The sequence below is a fragment of the Nocardia sp. NPDC055165 genome (assembly GCF_053606985.1).
Genome location: NZ_JBSGSS010000037.1, coordinates 1 through 14928, shown reverse-complemented (window position 1 = coordinate 14928; position 14928 = coordinate 1). Strand labels below are relative to the sequence as shown.

Annotated in this window: 17 protein-coding genes and 1 other RNA gene; 10 read left to right on the top strand and 8 right to left on the bottom strand. The window is 69.3% G+C overall.

Annotation, left to right across the window (positions count from 1 at the left end; translation table 11 throughout):
* Positions 1 to 215: 215 nt before the first annotated feature.
* The 3 genes from ACWFRF_RS34705 to ACWFRF_RS34695 are packed head-to-tail and all read left to right on the top strand — an operon-like array spanning position 216 to position 2468.
* Positions 216 to 644: a hypothetical protein gene (locus ACWFRF_RS34705; RefSeq protein WP_378996987.1), complete on the top strand. Its 429-nt coding sequence runs from the start codon at positions 216 to 218 to the stop codon at positions 642 to 644.
* Positions 644 to 1606 carry a prolyl aminopeptidase gene (gene pip, locus ACWFRF_RS34700; RefSeq protein ID WP_378996989.1) on the top strand — a complete coding sequence of 321 codons (963 nt, stop codon included), beginning with the start codon at positions 644 to 646 and terminating at the stop codon, positions 1604 to 1606. The genes ACWFRF_RS34705 and pip overlap by 1 nt, the downstream gene beginning before the upstream one ends.
* Positions 1607 to 1610: 4 nt before the next feature.
* The gene (locus ACWFRF_RS34695) at positions 1611 to 2468 is read left to right on the top strand and encodes a CHAD domain-containing protein (protein WP_452454341.1); all 858 of its coding nucleotides are present in this window, start codon (positions 1611 to 1613) and stop codon (positions 2466 to 2468) included.
* 9 nt (positions 2469 to 2477) lie between these two features.
* Here the strand turns inward: ACWFRF_RS34695 and ACWFRF_RS34690 are convergent, their stop codons facing one another.
* Together ACWFRF_RS34690 and ACWFRF_RS34685 are read right to left on the bottom strand one after the other, a co-directional pair.
* Entirely contained in the window at positions 2478 to 3908 is a 1431-nt protein-coding gene (locus ACWFRF_RS34690) for an RNB domain-containing ribonuclease (RefSeq protein WP_452454339.1), read from the bottom strand.
* Positions 3909 to 3928: 20 nt separating this feature from the next.
* Positions 3929 to 4261, bottom strand: coding sequence for a hypothetical protein (locus ACWFRF_RS34685; protein ID WP_378996997.1), 333 nt, complete (start codon positions 4259 to 4261; stop codon positions 3929 to 3931).
* Between the two features lie 414 nt (positions 4262 to 4675).
* Between ACWFRF_RS34685 and ACWFRF_RS34680 the strand changes: the two genes are divergently transcribed.
* Positions 4676 to 5047, top strand: coding sequence for a hypothetical protein (locus ACWFRF_RS34680; protein ID WP_449972685.1), 372 nt, complete (start codon positions 4676 to 4678; stop codon positions 5045 to 5047).
* A 64-nt stretch (positions 5048 to 5111) separates the two neighbouring features.
* On the opposite strand, the gene rnpB is transcribed toward ACWFRF_RS34680, so the two are convergent.
* Positions 5112 to 5519, bottom strand: an RNA gene (rnpB, locus tag ACWFRF_RS34675) — RNase P RNA component class A.
* Positions 5520 to 5555: 36 nt separating this feature from the next.
* On the opposite strand from rnpB, the gene ACWFRF_RS34670 reads away from it, so the two are divergent.
* Together ACWFRF_RS34670 and ACWFRF_RS34665 are read left to right on the top strand one after the other, a co-directional pair.
* Positions 5556 to 6443 carry an alpha/beta hydrolase gene (locus tag ACWFRF_RS34670; RefSeq protein WP_452454338.1) on the top strand — a complete coding sequence of 296 codons (888 nt, stop codon included), beginning with the start codon at positions 5556 to 5558 and terminating at the stop codon, positions 6441 to 6443.
* A 40-nt stretch (positions 6444 to 6483) separates the two neighbouring features.
* Positions 6484 to 7026 carry an NUDIX domain-containing protein gene (locus tag ACWFRF_RS34665; RefSeq protein WP_378997004.1) on the top strand — a complete coding sequence of 181 codons (543 nt, stop codon included), beginning with the start codon at positions 6484 to 6486 and terminating at the stop codon, positions 7024 to 7026.
* A 286-nt stretch (positions 7027 to 7312) separates the two neighbouring features.
* Here ACWFRF_RS34665 and ACWFRF_RS34660 read toward each other — a convergent pair whose 3' ends face one another.
* From ACWFRF_RS34660 to ACWFRF_RS34650, 3 genes are all read right to left on the bottom strand, one after another.
* Entirely contained in the window at positions 7313 to 8002 is a 690-nt protein-coding gene (locus ACWFRF_RS34660) for a S1 family peptidase (protein WP_378639444.1), read from the bottom strand.
* A 141-nt stretch (positions 8003 to 8143) separates the two neighbouring features.
* Positions 8144 to 9274 carry a bifunctional RNase H/acid phosphatase gene (locus tag ACWFRF_RS34655; RefSeq protein ID WP_452454336.1) on the bottom strand — a complete coding sequence of 377 codons (1131 nt, stop codon included), beginning with the start codon at positions 9272 to 9274 and terminating at the stop codon, positions 8144 to 8146.
* 16 nt (positions 9275 to 9290) lie between these two features.
* Complete coding sequence (locus ACWFRF_RS34650; RefSeq protein WP_378639441.1) at positions 9291 to 10028, bottom strand: zinc ribbon domain-containing protein; 738 nt, start codon at positions 10026 to 10028, stop codon at positions 9291 to 9293.
* Positions 10029 to 10162: 134 nt separating this feature from the next.
* Between ACWFRF_RS34650 and ACWFRF_RS34645 the strand changes: the two genes are divergently transcribed.
* Positions 10163 to 10765: a hypothetical protein gene (locus ACWFRF_RS34645; protein WP_449972678.1), complete on the top strand. Its 603-nt coding sequence runs from the start codon at positions 10163 to 10165 to the stop codon at positions 10763 to 10765.
* A 6-nt stretch (positions 10766 to 10771) separates the two neighbouring features.
* On the opposite strand, the gene ACWFRF_RS34640 is transcribed toward ACWFRF_RS34645, so the two are convergent.
* Together ACWFRF_RS34640 and cobC are read right to left on the bottom strand one after the other, a co-directional pair.
* The gene (locus ACWFRF_RS34640) at positions 10772 to 11887 is read right to left on the bottom strand and encodes a Nif3-like dinuclear metal center hexameric protein (RefSeq protein WP_452454334.1); all 1116 of its coding nucleotides are present in this window, start codon (positions 11885 to 11887) and stop codon (positions 10772 to 10774) included.
* 97 nt (positions 11888 to 11984) lie between these two features.
* On the bottom strand, positions 11985 to 13142 hold the full coding sequence (gene cobC / locus ACWFRF_RS34635) for an Rv2231c family pyridoxal phosphate-dependent protein CobC (RefSeq protein ID WP_452454332.1): 1158 nt from the start codon (positions 13140 to 13142) through the stop codon (positions 11985 to 11987).
* Positions 13143 to 13186: 44 nt separating this feature from the next.
* Here cobC and ACWFRF_RS34630 point away from each other — a divergent pair, with 44 nt between their 5' ends.
* From ACWFRF_RS34630 to ACWFRF_RS34620, 3 genes are all read left to right on the top strand, one after another.
* A complete protein-coding gene (locus tag ACWFRF_RS34630) occupies positions 13187 to 13690 on the top strand; it encodes a low molecular weight protein-tyrosine-phosphatase (RefSeq protein ID WP_378639435.1) in 504 nt (167 codons plus the stop codon).
* Entirely contained in the window at positions 13690 to 14556 is an 867-nt protein-coding gene (locus tag ACWFRF_RS34625; protein WP_452454330.1) for an SURF1 family cytochrome oxidase biogenesis protein, read from the top strand. Before ACWFRF_RS34630 ends, ACWFRF_RS34625 begins: the two co-directional genes overlap by 1 nt.
* A gap of 123 nt (positions 14557 to 14679) precedes the next feature.
* Entirely contained in the window at positions 14680 to 14841 is a 162-nt protein-coding gene (locus ACWFRF_RS34620) for a hypothetical protein (protein WP_452454328.1), read from the top strand.
* The last annotated feature ends 87 nt before the right edge of the window (positions 14842 to 14928 follow it).

Genomic DNA, 14928 nt, shown 5'->3' with positions numbered 1-14928 from the left:
GGCGCCGGGGCGTAGGCGACGAAGGAGCAAGCCCCGGTGCCTGACCGGCGGCCCCTCAGGGCCGCGGACACGCGCGCGCCAGCGCGCCTACAAACACAGCGTCAAACCGTTCTGGGACTACCGAACATCAGATCCAACCCGCCCGTCGGACCCGACGCACCACATCACAAACTGGCAGACTCGATGGCGACACTGTTCGACTAGCAGAGGTACCGATGCCGCAACGCCGTTGGATTTCCCGTTCCGTGCTGTTGATCGCGGGCGCGCTCACCGCCGCGACCCTGACCGCCTGCGGGGGTACGCCACCGGCCTCGACCGGCAGTGCGGGCACCACCACCTCGGCCGCGCCGACGACCACCGCGCCGGCCGGGACGTTGACGATCAGCCCCTCCTCCGCCGCGCAACTGTGCGACATGATCCGGCCCGAACTGTCGAACTTCCGGGTACAGGGCCCGACGCTCGGGCGGATCTCGCTCAACGCCATGGTGCACGACTGGGGCTTCCGCAACGGCGGCATCAACGGGCACGTTCTCGCCGACAAGGCGATGATCGACCGGGTGACCACCGAGAGCTGCCCCGAGGTGCGGACCGAGGCGCTCACCGCTCTCGAATTGCCTTCCCTCGCTGCGGGATTGGCGTTCTGATGCGCGGTCTCTACCCTGAGATCGAACCGTTCGAGCAGGGCCTGATCGATGTCGGCGACGGCCAGTCGGTGTACTGGGAGGTCAGCGGTGATCCCGACGGCAAGCCCGTGGTGTTCGTGCACGGCGGACCCGGCGGCGGTACCGGGCCCCTGCAACGGCGCTTCTTCGACCCGGCCGTGTACAAGATCGTGCTGTTCGATCAGCGTGGATGCGGAAAGTCCATGCCGCACATCGCCGATGGTGCTCCCCTGGACACCAACACCACGCCGAATCTGATCGCCGACATGGAGTTGCTGCGCGACCATCTGGGGATCGAGCGCTGGCAGGTGTTCGGCGGTTCGTGGGGGTCGACCCTGGGCCTGGCCTATGCGCAGGCCCACCCCGAGCGGGTGACCGAACTGGTGTTGCGTGGCATCTTCTTGTTGCGGCGCAAGGAAATCGACTGGTACTACAACGGCGCCGCGGGCAACGTCTACCCCGCCGAGTGGGCGAGATTCCTGGCGCCGGTCCCCGTCGAGGAACGCGGGGACGACCTTGTCGAGGTGTATCACCGGCTGCTGCACTCCCCCGATCCGCAGGTCGCGCTCGATGCCGCGGTCGCCTGGTCGACATGGGAAGGCGCGACGAGTTCCCTGCTCCCGCAACCGGATCGGGTCGCCGAAACCGCCGAAGCACGCTTCGCTCTCGCGTTCGCCCGGATCGAAAACCACTATTTTCGCCACGGCGGATTCCTCGAGGAGGGACAGTTGCTGCGAGACATAGATCGGATCGCCGACATCCCCGGCGTGATCGTGCAGGGCCGCCACGACATCGTGTGCCCCGCGGTGAGCGCATGGGATCTGCACAACGCGTGGCCGTCCTCGACGCTGCACATCGTCGAGGACGCCGGGCACACCGCGCACGAGCCCGGCATCACCGCCCAGCTGGTGGAGGCGACCGACACGTTCGGAAAGCGAGGCTGACACCATGGCGACCGAGGCCGGAGAAGCCGTCGTCGCGGCGCTACGCGAGGACATCGACCGGCTCTTCGACGCCGAACCCGATGTGCGCGCCGACGCCGACGATTCGGTCCACCAGATGCGGGTGGCCACGCGCAGGCTCCGCAGTGTCCTGCGTTCCTATCGCAAGCTGTTCGACGCCGAGGAAGCCGCCGGCACCGAAGCGGAACTGAAGTGGCTCGCCGACCTGCTCGGCGTGGCCCGCGACGCCGAAGTCCGCGCCGAACGGTTCATCGATCTGCTGACCGGTTACGACCGAGTCCCCGCCGAGGTCACCGATGCCCTGGTCGGGGCCTCCCGTGCGGCCTACACCGCTGCTCACACGGAGGTACTGAGCGCGATGGACGGCAAGCGCTACCGCCGCCTGCGCAAAGTCCTCAAAACCTGGCGCACCGATCCCCCGCTCGCCCCCGAACTCGCCCACGACAACGCGACCGACGTCTTCGGCAAGGTCCTGCGCCGCGACCGCAAACGCCTGCGCACACTCGTCTTCGCCGAGCCCACCGCCACCCCGGCGGACCGCGTAGAACTGCTCCACGACATCCGCAAGGGCGCCAAGCGCTTACGCTATTCCTGCGAAGCCGCCGCGACGGTCCTCGGCCCCGACGCCACCGACCTGGGCACCCGGGCCAAGCGCCTGCAATCCGTCCTCGGCGACCACCGCGACGCCGTCGAATCCCGCGAAGCGATCCTGGTGGTGGCAGCAGGTACCCACTCGACCGCGGCAACCATCTACGAACTCCTCGCCGACACCGAGGAAGCAGCCGCGGGCCGAGCCATCGCCCACTACCCGGCGGCCGCCGCATTCATCTCCGCGGCGAACTGACAGTCGTCACTATCGACGCGGCCCGTCGTATTCGAACCCGATAGTCCGAGTTCCCGGATCAGCGACAGCCAACCGCACCGCGACCTTCTCCCCTTCCGGCGGCTGTCCCGCACACCGCGCGAGGATCGGCGGTTCACTGACAAAGATCTCCGCGGGCCGGGACCCGTTGGCATCACGCAAAACCACGGCGGCGAACTCGGTGCCTACCCGAGGCTGGAGGACGGTGGCCTCGGTCAGGTCGACGCAGGCGCGATCGACCTTGTTGGCTACGGCATCGGTGCGGCGCATCGTCTCGGCGGCGGCCTTCACACCGTCGGTCACCCATTGCGGCACGTCGGCTCCGGCATCGTAGGCCAGGCAGATCTCGGTGGTGAACCGGTCGGCCAGCCGTCGCAGTGGCGCCGTCACGTGGGCGTACGGTGCGCCGATCGCACTGTGCGTCAGTTGTTGCGGGGTCGGGTCGTCGAGTTCGGCGAGCAGTGTGTAGCTCGCGCCGCGCAACAACCCGGTGGCTTCCGACATCAGCACCAGCGCGGCGGGGGTGTTCGCGTCGAGTCCCGCGAGCATGCGGCCCACCGGGACCTCGGCGGGCCACTCGACCCCCAATGCCGCCGCCGTGCGCCGCATCGAATCGATCGCGCTCTCCGGCGGTGGCGGCATCGTCCGCAGTAAGCCGACACCCTTGTGCTCCAGCATGATTCGCGCCGCACACATGCCGGTGAGCAGCGAGACCTGTTCGTTCCAGTCGTCGGCCTCGGTCCGGGGCTCCAACTGCAGGCGCCAGCCGTCACCGTCGGGGATCACTTCCTGCGCGGGCAACCGCAGCGAGATCGCGCCTCGGTCCAACCCCGCCTCGATCCGCAGCCGACCGAATTCGGGCAGCGCGGTCAGCGACGTCGGCAGAGTATCGGCGTCAGCGGCAGCCTGGACCTGTGCGTAGTCGAACCGCTCCCGGGAGCGCACCAGTGCGCGCTTCACCGAAAAGCTCAGTGGCACAGCATCATTGTCGAGTTCTATGGTCCACAACACGGCAGGCCGGTCGACGCCGGGCAGCAGACTCGCGGTGCCCTCGGACAGCACGGTCGGATGCAGTGCGACATTACCGTCGGGCAGATAGAAGGTCTGCCCCCGCACTTCGGCCTCCGTGGCCAGCCCACTGCCCGGCACGATCACCGCACCGAGATCCGCGATCGCGTAGTGCAGGGTGAAGCCGGTGGGAGTGCGTTCGATATGCAGCGCCTGGTCCAGATCCAGCGCGCTGGGCGGGTCGATGGTCACGAACTCGATATCGGTCCGATCGACCCGAGTGCCCGCGAACGCGTCCACCGCGTCGCGGGCGTCGGAGACGGCCTCGGCCGGATAGTCCGAGGCCAGTCCGAATTCGGAACGGATGGCGCCGAAGTCGACCGGCGCCGAGACGATCCGCTGATGGAGTTCCATTCTCGCAGAGTAGCGATTTCCTACTGCAGTGCGAGCATGGTGCCGTTGAGCTGATCGAGCGGGCCGTACACCGTGAAAGTGACCCGGCCGTTGGGCACGGCGGAGGACACGGTCGCGGCCGCGTCGAGCGCCTGACCGAACGAGGCCGCCGACGGGTGCGGCAGACCGGCCACGGTCAGGCCGAATCGGGACTGGTGCACCCAGGCGGTATCACCCGGGCTGAGGTCGACCTGAACCCCACCGTTGAGCGGGGTCACCGCGACCGCGCTCGCCGAACCGGCACCAAGCGTTGCGAAAACCGCAGTGGCTCCGGCGATCAGTGCACCGGCGACAATGGAACGAACTACCCGCATGTAAATGTGACCTGCTTCCGCGATCGAATGTGTTGGGCTCGCGGAAGTGGCAGCGAGCCCTGCCGACGGCGATCACTCTATGACCTCGCTCACGTTCCCGGCGAGTTCCAGCGCATTTTCCCTGTCTCGACACACGATCGCCGAGACATTCCGGGCAATTGTTACTGTGGCGGCGGCGCACTCGGCAGCTGCCGGGTTGTGCGGCACTCACGTCGATAAATGGGAGTTTGCGAACGTATGTCGTGGCTGATTTTCGATTACCTGTCGCCGATCCTCGGACCGGACGCGGCCAGCTATTGGGCACACCTGCTGGCGATCAACCCGGGGTAGCTCACCGCTTCGATCCGGAACATGTCGCTTCCCGTTAACCACACGGGAAGCGGCGTGTTTCCTGGGCGGCTAGCATCCCGCTGCGTGAGTAGAACTACCGCCGCCATCGCGGCCAGCGCCACCGTCTTCGCCCTGCTTCTGGCCGGCTGCAGCGATGACTCTTCCTCTGCCGGTTCCCCCGCCGCGTCCACCACGCCCGCGCCTTCCTTCCAGGTCGAAGCCAGCAAGGCGGGGATGTTCGTGGTGAGCTACCGCAACGCCTTCCCGAAGCTGGCGCAGGGGCGCGACGACGCCGCCGTGGCCGCGGTGCTGAACCATTCCTGCTCCGAGATCAAGGCGGGCAAGTCCGAGGCCGACACGATCGCCACGATCAAGAAGGCGGCCAAGAACGGCGACACCGACGCGACCACCGAAGAGGCCACGGCCGTCTACCAGATGTCCACACTGATGTGCTGAGCCGCTGTGCGGCCGAGCGAGGCGGCGGCTCCCGGTGGGAGCCGCCGCCTTCGCGTTGCCTGGGCGGGCGAGCCGGCCTGTAAGCCGGATCCTGTCCCCGATTCGCATCGGGGGGCGACCATCCATCTGGACACACCGTTGCCGGGTGCCTCGAGCGGTCCACCCGCAGGCTCGGGCGAGCAGCCCTCGAACACCTGCGCAGCCGCACCGTTGCCGATGCGACCTTCGACCTTGCTCCGGGCGGGGTTTACCTAGCCGCCCCGGTCACCCGGGGCGCTGGTGCGCTCTTACCGCACCGTTTCACCCTTACCGCACGTGCGTGCGGCGGTTTGTTTTCTGTGGCACTGTCCCGCGGGTCACCCCGGGTTGCCGTTAACAACCGCCCTGCTCTGTGGAGTCCGGACTTTCCTCGGCACCGGGCAGCGGCACTGTTCGTGCCCGTTCCCGTTACCGCGGTCGCCCGGCCGACTCGCCCGCCGGTACAGAGTACTCGCTACGGTATTGACTCATGGAACGTGTCGACGTCAGTTTCCCTTCGGGTGACCAGCAGTGCGCCGCGTGGCTCTACCTGCCCGACGGCGCGCCTCGTCCGCGGCCGTTGGTGATCATGGGACACGGGCTCGGGGCCACCCGCGAGATGGGGTTGGATCGGTATGCGCGGCGGTTCGTCGCCGCGGGAATGGGGGTGCTCGCGTTCGACTACCGGAATTTCGGTGCCAGTGAGGGTTCGCCGCGCCAGGTGCTCAACATCGCGCGGCAGCGGCAGGACTGGAAGGCCGCAATCGCCTACGCGCGCAGCATCCGGGGCTTCGACGCCACTCGGATCGCGTTGTGGGGCACCTCGTTCGGCGGGGGACATGTGCTCGCGGTGGCGCCCGACGACGATTATCTCGCCGCGGTGGTGGCCCAGGTGCCGTTCACCAGCGGGTGGGCGTCGGGGATGGCGAAGGGGCCGATCAGCCTGACCAAGGTCGCCACCATCGCCGCCACCGACCTGCTCTTCGGGCCGCTCCGCCGCAAACCCGTCCGCATCCGCCTGGCCGGGCGCAAACGCTCCGCGGCGTTGATGAGCGCCACCGACGTGCCGGAAGGCTACGGCCGACTGGCCGAGGAGAGCGACACCTACGATCCCAAAGTGGGTGCCCGCGTGGCGTTCTCGACACTGTTCGACTCCCCCGGACGCCGCGCCAAGTCCTTGAAGGTCCCCGTCTTCTACGCGATCGCCGAGAACGACTCGATCGCCCCCGCCGGCCCGACCCGCAAGGCCGCCGAACGCACCAAACACGCTGTGGTCAAGCAGTATCCGGTCGGCCACTTCGACGTGTACTTCGACGATGTCTTCGAGCAGGTAGTACGCGACCAGACCGATTTCCTGGTGTCGGTCCTTCGCCCCTGAACTGCCCGGATACTCCGGGCCCGTGGGGCACCATGGGGTGATGGAACAGATCAGCTCGCGCACGATTTACACCAACCCGTGGATGCGGCTGCGGGAGGACACTGTTCGGCGGGCCGACGGATCGGTGGGGATCTACGGCGTCCTCGACAAGGTCGACTGGGCGCTGGTGATCCCGTTCGACGGCACGGGATTCCATCTCGTCGAGCAGTTCCGCTACCCGCTGGGCATACGGTGCTGGGAGTTCCCCGCGGGCACCCCGGCACAGGGGACCACTCCCACACCGATCGAGCTGGCGCACAACGAATTGCGCGAGGAAACCGGGCTGCGCGCCGACCACATGACCCCGCTCGGCGCCTTGGCCACCGCACCCGCACTGACCGACCAGCGCGGCCACTGCTTCCTGGCCACCGGCCTCACCCCCGGCGAGCCGGACCGCGAACACGAGGAGCAGGACATGCGCACGGCCTGGTTCTCCCGCTCGCAGGTCGAGGCGATGATCCTGCGTGGCGAGATCATCGACGCCCACGCGGTAGCCGCCTACGGCCTGCTGCTCATGCACGAGCGCGGCCTCGGCCCCGGCTGATCGCACGACGACATCAGCGTGGCAATGACCTCGGAGGTCATGGCTTTGCCTCGAGCCGGGCCGATACGCTGGGCGGGTGACGACGACGAGCGCCCGGATCGGCCCGTTGATGCGCGAGTGGCGGCAGCGGCGCAAGCCCAGCCAGCTCGACCTGGCACTGATCCCCTCGACGACGCCACCGCCACAGCGCTGCGGGCGATGGGCGACGCACAGTCACCCGGGTGATCGACCACGACAAGGGGCGCAGCACCTGATCGGTACTGCGCCCCTTGTTTTCGTGAGTAGATCAGATGGGCTGGAAGCCCGCGCCTACGCCGCCTGCGCGGTTGAGCACATCCAGGATCACCTGGATGGGCTGGAAGTACGCGGGCGAGTGGATCGGGTTCGCGCCACCGGTGCACGGGACGTCGAAATCGACCGGGCCCAGGCCGGTGAGACGGCCCTGGTTCATGCCGACGAGGCGGTCGCCGACGACGACGGGGCCGCCGGAATCGCCCGGCTGCGAGCAGTACTGGTTGATGGAGGTGCCTTCGAGCTCACCCCACACCACGCCACAGCTGCGACCGCTGGTACGGCCGTCCGAGCACACCGTGGCGCCGGGGCCGGGCGAGGCGCCGATACCGGCGACGGTGGTCTGGCCGATGGTGCGCACCGGCAGTACCTTCGACGCATCCAGTTGCAGCACAGCGAAATCCAGGTAATCACCGTCGTCGGAGTACGCGACGGTCCCGATCACACCTGCCTTGAGCGCCTGCTCGGCGCCGACGCGCGAACCGGTCGGCGCGCAGTGTCCGGCGGTGAGGCCGACGAGGCGACCCGCACCGTCGTGGCCGATGGCCGTGAGCGAACAACCGGAGTTGTTGTCGAAGACGATGCCCGAAGCCGCGCCGAGCACCACGCTCGGATCGGCCGTCACACTGCCCGCACCCGCGGACGCGGTGAGCACCCCCGCGATGGCCGCCGCAAACGCCGCCATCCGTAGAAACCTCATCAAGTACCTTTCCTGTGTGGCCGCGGCATTCCGCGCGCCCGAGAATATTTCGGGCGATGCGGCGTCGTCGTTACGCCGACCGTGCGCCGGGGCGACCGTACCGTGCCCGGGTGACGAGCGGCTAGCTCACAGGTACGAGGTGTCGTTGACCAGGCGCACCGAGGCGCCGCCGTCGGGATAGAACTCGGCCACGCACAACGACGCGAGGTCGAGGTGCAGGCGGTACAGCAGCGACGGCCCCACCCCCAGCGCCAGTTGCAGCAGGGTTTTGATCGGGGTCACGTGGCTGACCACCACCACGTTCTGGCCCGGGTACAGCGCCACCAGATCGCGGCGCACCCCTTCGACGCGTTCGCGGACCTGATCGAAACTCTCGCCGCCGGGTGCGGGGATCGACGGGTCGCCGAGCCAGTCGCGGTGCAGCAACGGGTCGCGCTCGGCGGCCTCGGCGAAGGTGAGACCCTCCCAGTCGCCGAAATCGGTCTCGGTGAGGCCGTCGAGGATGCGCAACGGCACGCCGAGGGCTGATGCCGCGGCTTCGGCGGTGGACCGGGCGCGCTGCAACGGGGAGCTCACCACGGCGGCGATATCGCCTTTGGCGGCAAGCATTTTCGCGGCGCGGTCGACCTGCTCGTGACCCAGGTCGGTCAGCGGCGGGTTGCCGCGGCCGGAGTAGCGGCGCTCCACCGACAGCGCGGTCTGGCCGTGGCGCAGCAGCAGCAGGCGGGTGGGCTTGCCGACGGCGCCGGTCCAGCCGGGCGAAACCTTGTTCGCGTCAACAGATTTCGGCACGTCGACTTCGTCACCTGCGGCATGTCCGGCCGCGACGGCTTCCCGCACGGTTCCGGTGAGTTCACCGTCGTCCATCGCCTCGTTCGCGAGCCGGTCGGCGTGCGAGTTCTCGGCGCGCGGAATCCAGGTGAAGCTCACCCGATCGAATCCGGCGACCAGTGCCCGTGCCTGCTCGGCGAGCGGAATCATCGAGGCGTGCTTGATCTTCCAGCGTCCCGACATCTGCTCGACGACGAGTTTGGAGTCCATCCGCACCGTGACGACGTGGGCGCCCAGCTCGGCCGAGGCCGCCAAACCCGCGATGAGACCACGGTATTCGGCCACGTTGTTGGTGGCGACGCCGATGTACTCCTTGCGTTCGGCGAGCACCCGCACGTGATCGGCGGCGAACACCACCGCGCCGTAGCCGGCCGGGCCGGGATTCCCGCGCGAGCCACCGTCGGCTTCGACGATCACCTGGCTCATCGGCGCACCGCCGCGATCACAGCCCCGATTCCTTGGTGCGCACCATGATCGCGCTGCATTCCGGGCAGCGCAGGACCGCGTCGGGCGCGGCCTGGGCGATGCGCTGCATCTCGCCGCGGTCGATCTCGATCCGGCAGGCGCCGCAGCGACGGGCCTGCAGCAGGGCCGCACCGACACCGTGCGCCGCGCGCTGCTTGTCGTAGACGGCGATCAGGTCGGCGGGGAACAGGCCGATCAGCTCGGAGCGGTCCTTCTCGCAGCGCTGCTGCGCCACTTCGAGATCGGCCATCGCCTCGTCGCGCAGACGTTCGGCGTCCTCGAGGTCCTGGTCGGCCTTGCTCAGCCGCGCACCGGCGTGGTCGTGGTCGGCGAGCATCGCCTCGCGCTGCTCCATCACGGTCAGCAGCTCGTCCTCGAGCACCGAGCGGCGACGCTCCAGGCTGCCCAGTTCGTGCTGGATCTCGGAGAGCTGCTTGGCGGCGACGGTGCCCGAGGTGAGCATGCCGCGGTCGCGGTCCTCACGCTTGCGGACGGCGTCGACCTCGCCCTCCAGCTTGCGGATGTCGCGGTCCAGATCGTCGATGCCGATCTCCACCGCCACGGCCGCGTCCTTGTAGCCGTGACGTTCGGCCGCCAGACGTGTCACTTCCTGCTGTTCCGGCAGGGCGGAACGGCGGTGGGCGATGCGCGTCAACTCGGCATCGACTCCTGCGAGCTGCAACAGCTTGGTCTGGACCGACGGTTCGACATTCAACGCGCACGAACTCCTGAACACAGTGGACGGATGGATCGATCAACCGTACCGCGCCGCCGGGTGTGATCACGCCATGACCCGAAGAGATGGCCGAAGGCGGGAACCGAACGCGTCCCGGCCGCGTCCAAGCAAGTGTGACCACATCGAACCCGAGAATTGACCTGGCACTGCCGCTGCGCCCGCACATCTTCGACTCCCACGCCGAACCACGCCAGCTTCAGCTGACATTGGCGACCCCGTTACCCCCGGTGTGTCTCGTGCACGGGCAGGACGCGATCGAGCCGAAGGAGCAGATCCTGCGGTTCTGGGGCAAGCCGGGCGCCTACCGCCAGGAAGGTGTCGGGCGGCTGCTGTGGGAGCGGCCCAAGAGTGCCCTCGGCGCGCTCGTGGTCGATTGCAACGAGCCGCTCGCGATCGTCAAGGCGCGGTGGCCCGAATGTGAGCGATGCGCGGCGCGGGCGGATGCGCGCATCAAGAAGCTGATCGCCTACTACGTGAGCAGCCTGGTGCCGTTGTTCGTCGGCGGGGCGCTGATGATGGCCCGTCCGTCCGCGTTCGCGTGGATCCTGTGCGCGGCCGGAGTCGGGCTCGTCTTTCTCGCGGTGCTGCTCGGTCCCGCGGTGTTCGTACGCACCGACCGCTACCTCGAAGCGACCCTGGCACCGGACGCGAGCTCGGTCACCGTGCGCGCACATCCCGACTTCGCCCGATCGTGGTCCGGTCAGGCGCAGTGGTGACACCGATCAGCCGCTGACCGTCCACGGGTCGGTGCGCAGCGTGCAGACGCGGGTCCGCACCGCGGGGAGGGCGATGTTGACGAACTGTTCGGCCTGACCGCACCAGGGGAACTCGGTGGCCCAATGAGCGGCGTCGATGAGGGCGGGGCCGCCGCGCCGCAGGTGCTCGTCGACGGGGTGGTGACGCAGGTCGGAGGTGAGGTAGGCGTCGACGCCGGCGCGGATGGCCCTGTCGAGGTAGGAGTCGCCCGCGCCGCCGCAGACGGCTACCCGTTCAATGACACGTTCTGGATCGCCCGCCGCGCGCACGCCCCAGACGGTGCGTGGCAGGCCGGCGCCCACGCGTGCGGTGAACTCGCGCAGGGTTTCGGGCTGTGCGAGTTCGCCGATGCGGCCGATGCCGAGCGAGGACGGCAGGGGTGCGCGTTCGGTGACGTGGTAGGCGGGCTCCTCGTACGGGTGGGCGGCGCGCAGGGCGGCGAGAACGGCGAGACGCGAGGTCGGGGGCGCGACCACTTCGACAGCGTCCTCGGTGACGATCTCGACCGTGCCGATCGCGCCGATCGCCGGGTCGGCGCCCGCGATGGGCAGGAATTGGCCGGTACCCGCGGTGTACCAGGCGGCCTCGCGGTAATCGCCGATCGCGCCCGCGCCCGCGGTGAACAGGGCCGACATCAAGGAAGCCGTGTGGGTCTGCGGCACCTGGATGACCCACTTGTCCACGGCGGCGATGGGTTTGGGATCCAGGGGTCCGGTGATAGTGAGGCCGACGGCCGCGGCCAGCGCGTCGGAGACGCCGGGGTCGGCGGAGTCGGCATTGGTGTGGGCGGAGAACAGGGCACAGCCGGATCGGATCAGCCGGTGCAGCAGCGCGCCTTTGGGCGTATCGGCGGCGACGGTGTCGACCCCGCGCAGCAGTAGCGGATGGTGGACGACCAAAGCCTGTGCGCCCCAGCCGATTGCCTCGTCGACCACAGCGGCGGTCGCGTCGACGGCGAAGACCACCTTGGTGACCTCCTGCGCGGGGTCACCGCAGACGAGCCCCACCGAGTCCCACGATTCGGCCAGTCGCGGCGGGTACGCCGCGTCGAGTACCCCGATCAGTTCGGCCAGGTCGGTCACCGCCGCCTCCTTCGTTGCGTGGGAATATTCGTCGTGGTGTCCACGCGCGCCGAGTCTGCTGTTCCGCTCTGCGCGCGTCCGCGTCGATGTGCCCGATTCACCACAGTGCCGCGTTCAGCGCATCGATCAACCCGTCGACTTCGGCTGCACCTCGCACAGCGACACGGAGGTGGTCGGGCCCCAAGCCGGGGAACGTGTCGGCGCGGCGAACGGCGACGCCGCGGTCGGCGAGACGTTTACGCAGGAGCGCGCCATCGCGGGCGCGGAGCAGGAGGAACGGTCCGGTGGCCGGGGTGTGGACGTCGAGGCCGAGCGCGGTGAGACGGTCGATCATCGCGGTGCGGTCGACAGCGATGCGGGCGGCGTAGCGCTGGGACTCCGCGACGGCGGCGGGTTCGGCCGTCGCGATGATCGCCTCGAGTTGGAGGGTACCGAGTGGCCAGTGCGGGCGGCCATGGGCCAGACGGGCCAGGACCTCGGGAGCGCCGAGGGCGTAGCCGCAGCGCAGACCGGCCAGTGCCCAGGTCTTGGTGAGGCTGCGCAACACGATGACGTCGGGGGCCGACAGACCCGCCAGCGACTCCGCCTCACCGGAAACGACGTCGCCGAGCAGATGGCCGTCCGATGCGGGATCGTCATCGACGCCGGCCACCCCGAACGGCGACGCGCGGGAGGTGCGCTCGTCCGCGATGCCGGAGGGCGCGCGCCGACCGACGACCGCGTCGGTGAAGGCTTCGTCGACCACGATGGTCCGACCTGGGCGGCGCAGCGCCTGAATCGTCTGCGCGGAATGCAGGACCGAGGTGGGGTTGGTGGGGTTACCCAGGACGACGAGGTCTGCGTGTCCGGGGACCAGGGTGGGGTCGAGGGTGTACGGGCGTTGCAGGATCACCCTGGTGACCGGGATGTCCGCCTCGCGCAGTGCCAGTTCCGGTTCGGTGAAGGACGGGTGGATGACGGCGGCGAGGCGCGGGGCCAGGCGCGGCAGCATCGCGAAGCCCTCGGCGGCGCCTGCCAGCAACAGCACCTCGTCGGGGGAGCGACCGTGGCGGGCGGCGACGGCGGCGCGGGCGGCGTGCTCGTCGTCGGCGCTCGGGTAGCGGCCGAGGTCGGCCAGGCGGGCGGCCAGGCGATCGCGCAGCCAGTCGGGTGGGGCGACGCCCTGGACGTTCACGGCGAAATCGAGCATGCCCGGGCGCGCCTCCACGTCGCCGTGGTGGCGCAACATCGCGGGGTCGACGGAGTCCTCGAGCACAACTGCACACCCTACGTGGCGGCGATTCGGCGCCACGGGCGAGAATGGCTCTCGTGGGTCCACTACATGTCTCGTTCATTTGCACAGGCAATATCTGCCGGTCACCGATGGCCGCGAAGATGTTCGAGGCGCACCTCTACCGAGCGGGTCTCGCGAACCGCGTGCGGGTGAGCAGCGCGGGCACCGGTTCGTGGCATGTCGGCGACGCGGCCGACCCGCGTACCGAGGCGACCCTGCGCCGCGCCGGATACCCGACCGAGCACACCGCGGCGACCTTCGGTCCCGAGCACAGTGACGCCGACCTGATCATCGCCTTGGACACCGGCCACGATCGCGAACTCGCGCACCGCGGCGTCCCCACCGAGCAGCGCAGGCTGCTGCGCAGCTTCGACCCCGCGGCCGACGGCCGCGATGTGCCGGACCCGTACTACGGCGACCAGTCCGATTTCGACCTCGTCCGCGACCAGATCGAGGCCGCCATCCCCGGCCTGCTCGACTGGGTCCACGCCGAACTCGACGCGCGCAACCCCGCCGACGTGCAGCTCTGATGCGCAAACTCACCTTTCTGCTGCGTCCCAGCTGGCTGATCCTCGCGGTGATCGTCGCCGCGTTCGCCTACCTGTGCTTCACCGTGCTGGCGCCGTGGCAGCTCGGCAAGAACAACAGCACCGAACACCGCAACCAGCTGATCGCCGACTCTGTGCAGGCCGACCCCGTGGCCGTCACCGATGTCCTCGACGGCGACTCCGGCACCCACACCGAGTGGCGCAAGGTCACCGCGACCGGCGCCTTCGTCCCCGAGTCGACCGTCCTGGTCCGCCTTCGCCACCTCGACGGCGCCCCCGGCTACGCCGTCCTCGCCGCCTTCCGCCTCGACGACGGCCGCACCCTCCTGGTCGACCGCGGCCTGGTCGCCTCCGTCGACGGCACCCGCCCACCCGCGATCGCCGACCCGCCCGCGGGCCCGCAACGCATCGAAGCCCGAGTCCGAGCCTCCGAGGGCGTGGTCCCCGACAAAACGCCCAGCACCCAGGACGGCTTCCGCCAGGTGTACACGGTCGACACCACCCAGGAATCCGCCGTCCTCGGCACCCCCCTCACCCCCGTTCCGACCGGCACCGACAAGGGCGGCTACCTCCAGCTGGCCGCCGACCAGCCAGGCGCCTTCACCCCGACCCCCCTGCCCCAACTGGACGCGGGCCCCTACCTCTCCTACGGCCTCCAATGGCTCGCCTTCGGCCTGATGGCCCCCCTCGGCCTCGGCTATTTCGTCGTAGCCGAGCTCAAAGCCCGCCGCCGAGACCGCGCCCAACCGTCTACCCCGACGAACCCCACGCCCACCGTAGACACCCCCACCCCCACCCAACCCTCCACAGAAGCCCGCCTAGCGGACCGCTACGGCCGCAACCGCTGACAGCTGTTCGCCACCCCGCGAATCCAGCACGTCATCCGCGAACTCAACTGCCTCTCGTCTGCGCACACCGCGAAGACCGCAGCTCCACCGCACCCCCGCCACACCGCGCACCCCAGGCCCACCATGACCGCTACCCCCAGCCACGCCGCGCACCCCAGGCCCACCATGACCGCTTTCCCCAGCCACACCGCGCACCCCAGATCCACCATCACCCCCACCCCCAGCCACACCGCGCACCCCAAATCCGCCATGACCGCACTCCCACCCACCACCCGCGACCCCTAGGGAGCGGCGGCCACGAAGTGGCCGGTCCGCGGCCGGGCCGCCGGTCAGGCGCCGCGGAGATGCGACGAAGGAGCGATTCCGCGGCTG

Excerpts from the sequence above, each read along its gene's own strand:
- ACWFRF_RS34705 (WP_378996987.1), top strand. The coding sequence starts at position 216 with ATGCCGCAACGCCGTTGGATTTCCCGTTCCGTGCTGTTGATCGCGGGC.
- pip (WP_378996989.1), top strand. The coding sequence starts at position 644 with ATGCGCGGTCTCTACCCTGAGATCGAACCGTTCGAGCAGGGCCTGATC.
- ACWFRF_RS34695 (WP_452454341.1), top strand. The coding sequence starts at position 1,611 with ATGGCGACCGAGGCCGGAGAAGCCGTCGTCGCGGCGCTACGCGAGGAC.
- ACWFRF_RS34690 (WP_452454339.1), bottom strand. The coding sequence starts at position 3,908 with ATGGAACTCCATCAGCGGATCGTCTCGGCGCCGGTCGACTTCGGCGCC.
- ACWFRF_RS34685 (WP_378996997.1), bottom strand. The coding sequence starts at position 4,261 with ATGCGGGTAGTTCGTTCCATTGTCGCCGGTGCACTGATCGCCGGAGCC.
- ACWFRF_RS34670 (WP_452454338.1), top strand. The coding sequence starts at position 5,556 with ATGGAACGTGTCGACGTCAGTTTCCCTTCGGGTGACCAGCAGTGCGCC.
- ACWFRF_RS34665 (WP_378997004.1), top strand. The coding sequence starts at position 6,484 with ATGGAACAGATCAGCTCGCGCACGATTTACACCAACCCGTGGATGCGG.
- ACWFRF_RS34660 (WP_378639444.1), bottom strand. The coding sequence starts at position 8,002 with ATGGCGGCGTTTGCGGCGGCCATCGCGGGGGTGCTCACCGCGTCCGCG.
- ACWFRF_RS34655 (WP_452454336.1), bottom strand. The coding sequence starts at position 9,274 with ATGAGCCAGGTGATCGTCGAAGCCGACGGTGGCTCGCGCGGGAATCCC.
- ACWFRF_RS34630 (WP_378639435.1), top strand. The coding sequence starts at position 13,187 with ATGGCTCTCGTGGGTCCACTACATGTCTCGTTCATTTGCACAGGCAAT.
- ACWFRF_RS34625 (WP_452454330.1), top strand. The coding sequence starts at position 13,690 with ATGCGCAAACTCACCTTTCTGCTGCGTCCCAGCTGGCTGATCCTCGCG.
- ACWFRF_RS34620 (WP_452454328.1), top strand. The coding sequence starts at position 14,680 with ATGACCGCTACCCCCAGCCACGCCGCGCACCCCAGGCCCACCATGACC.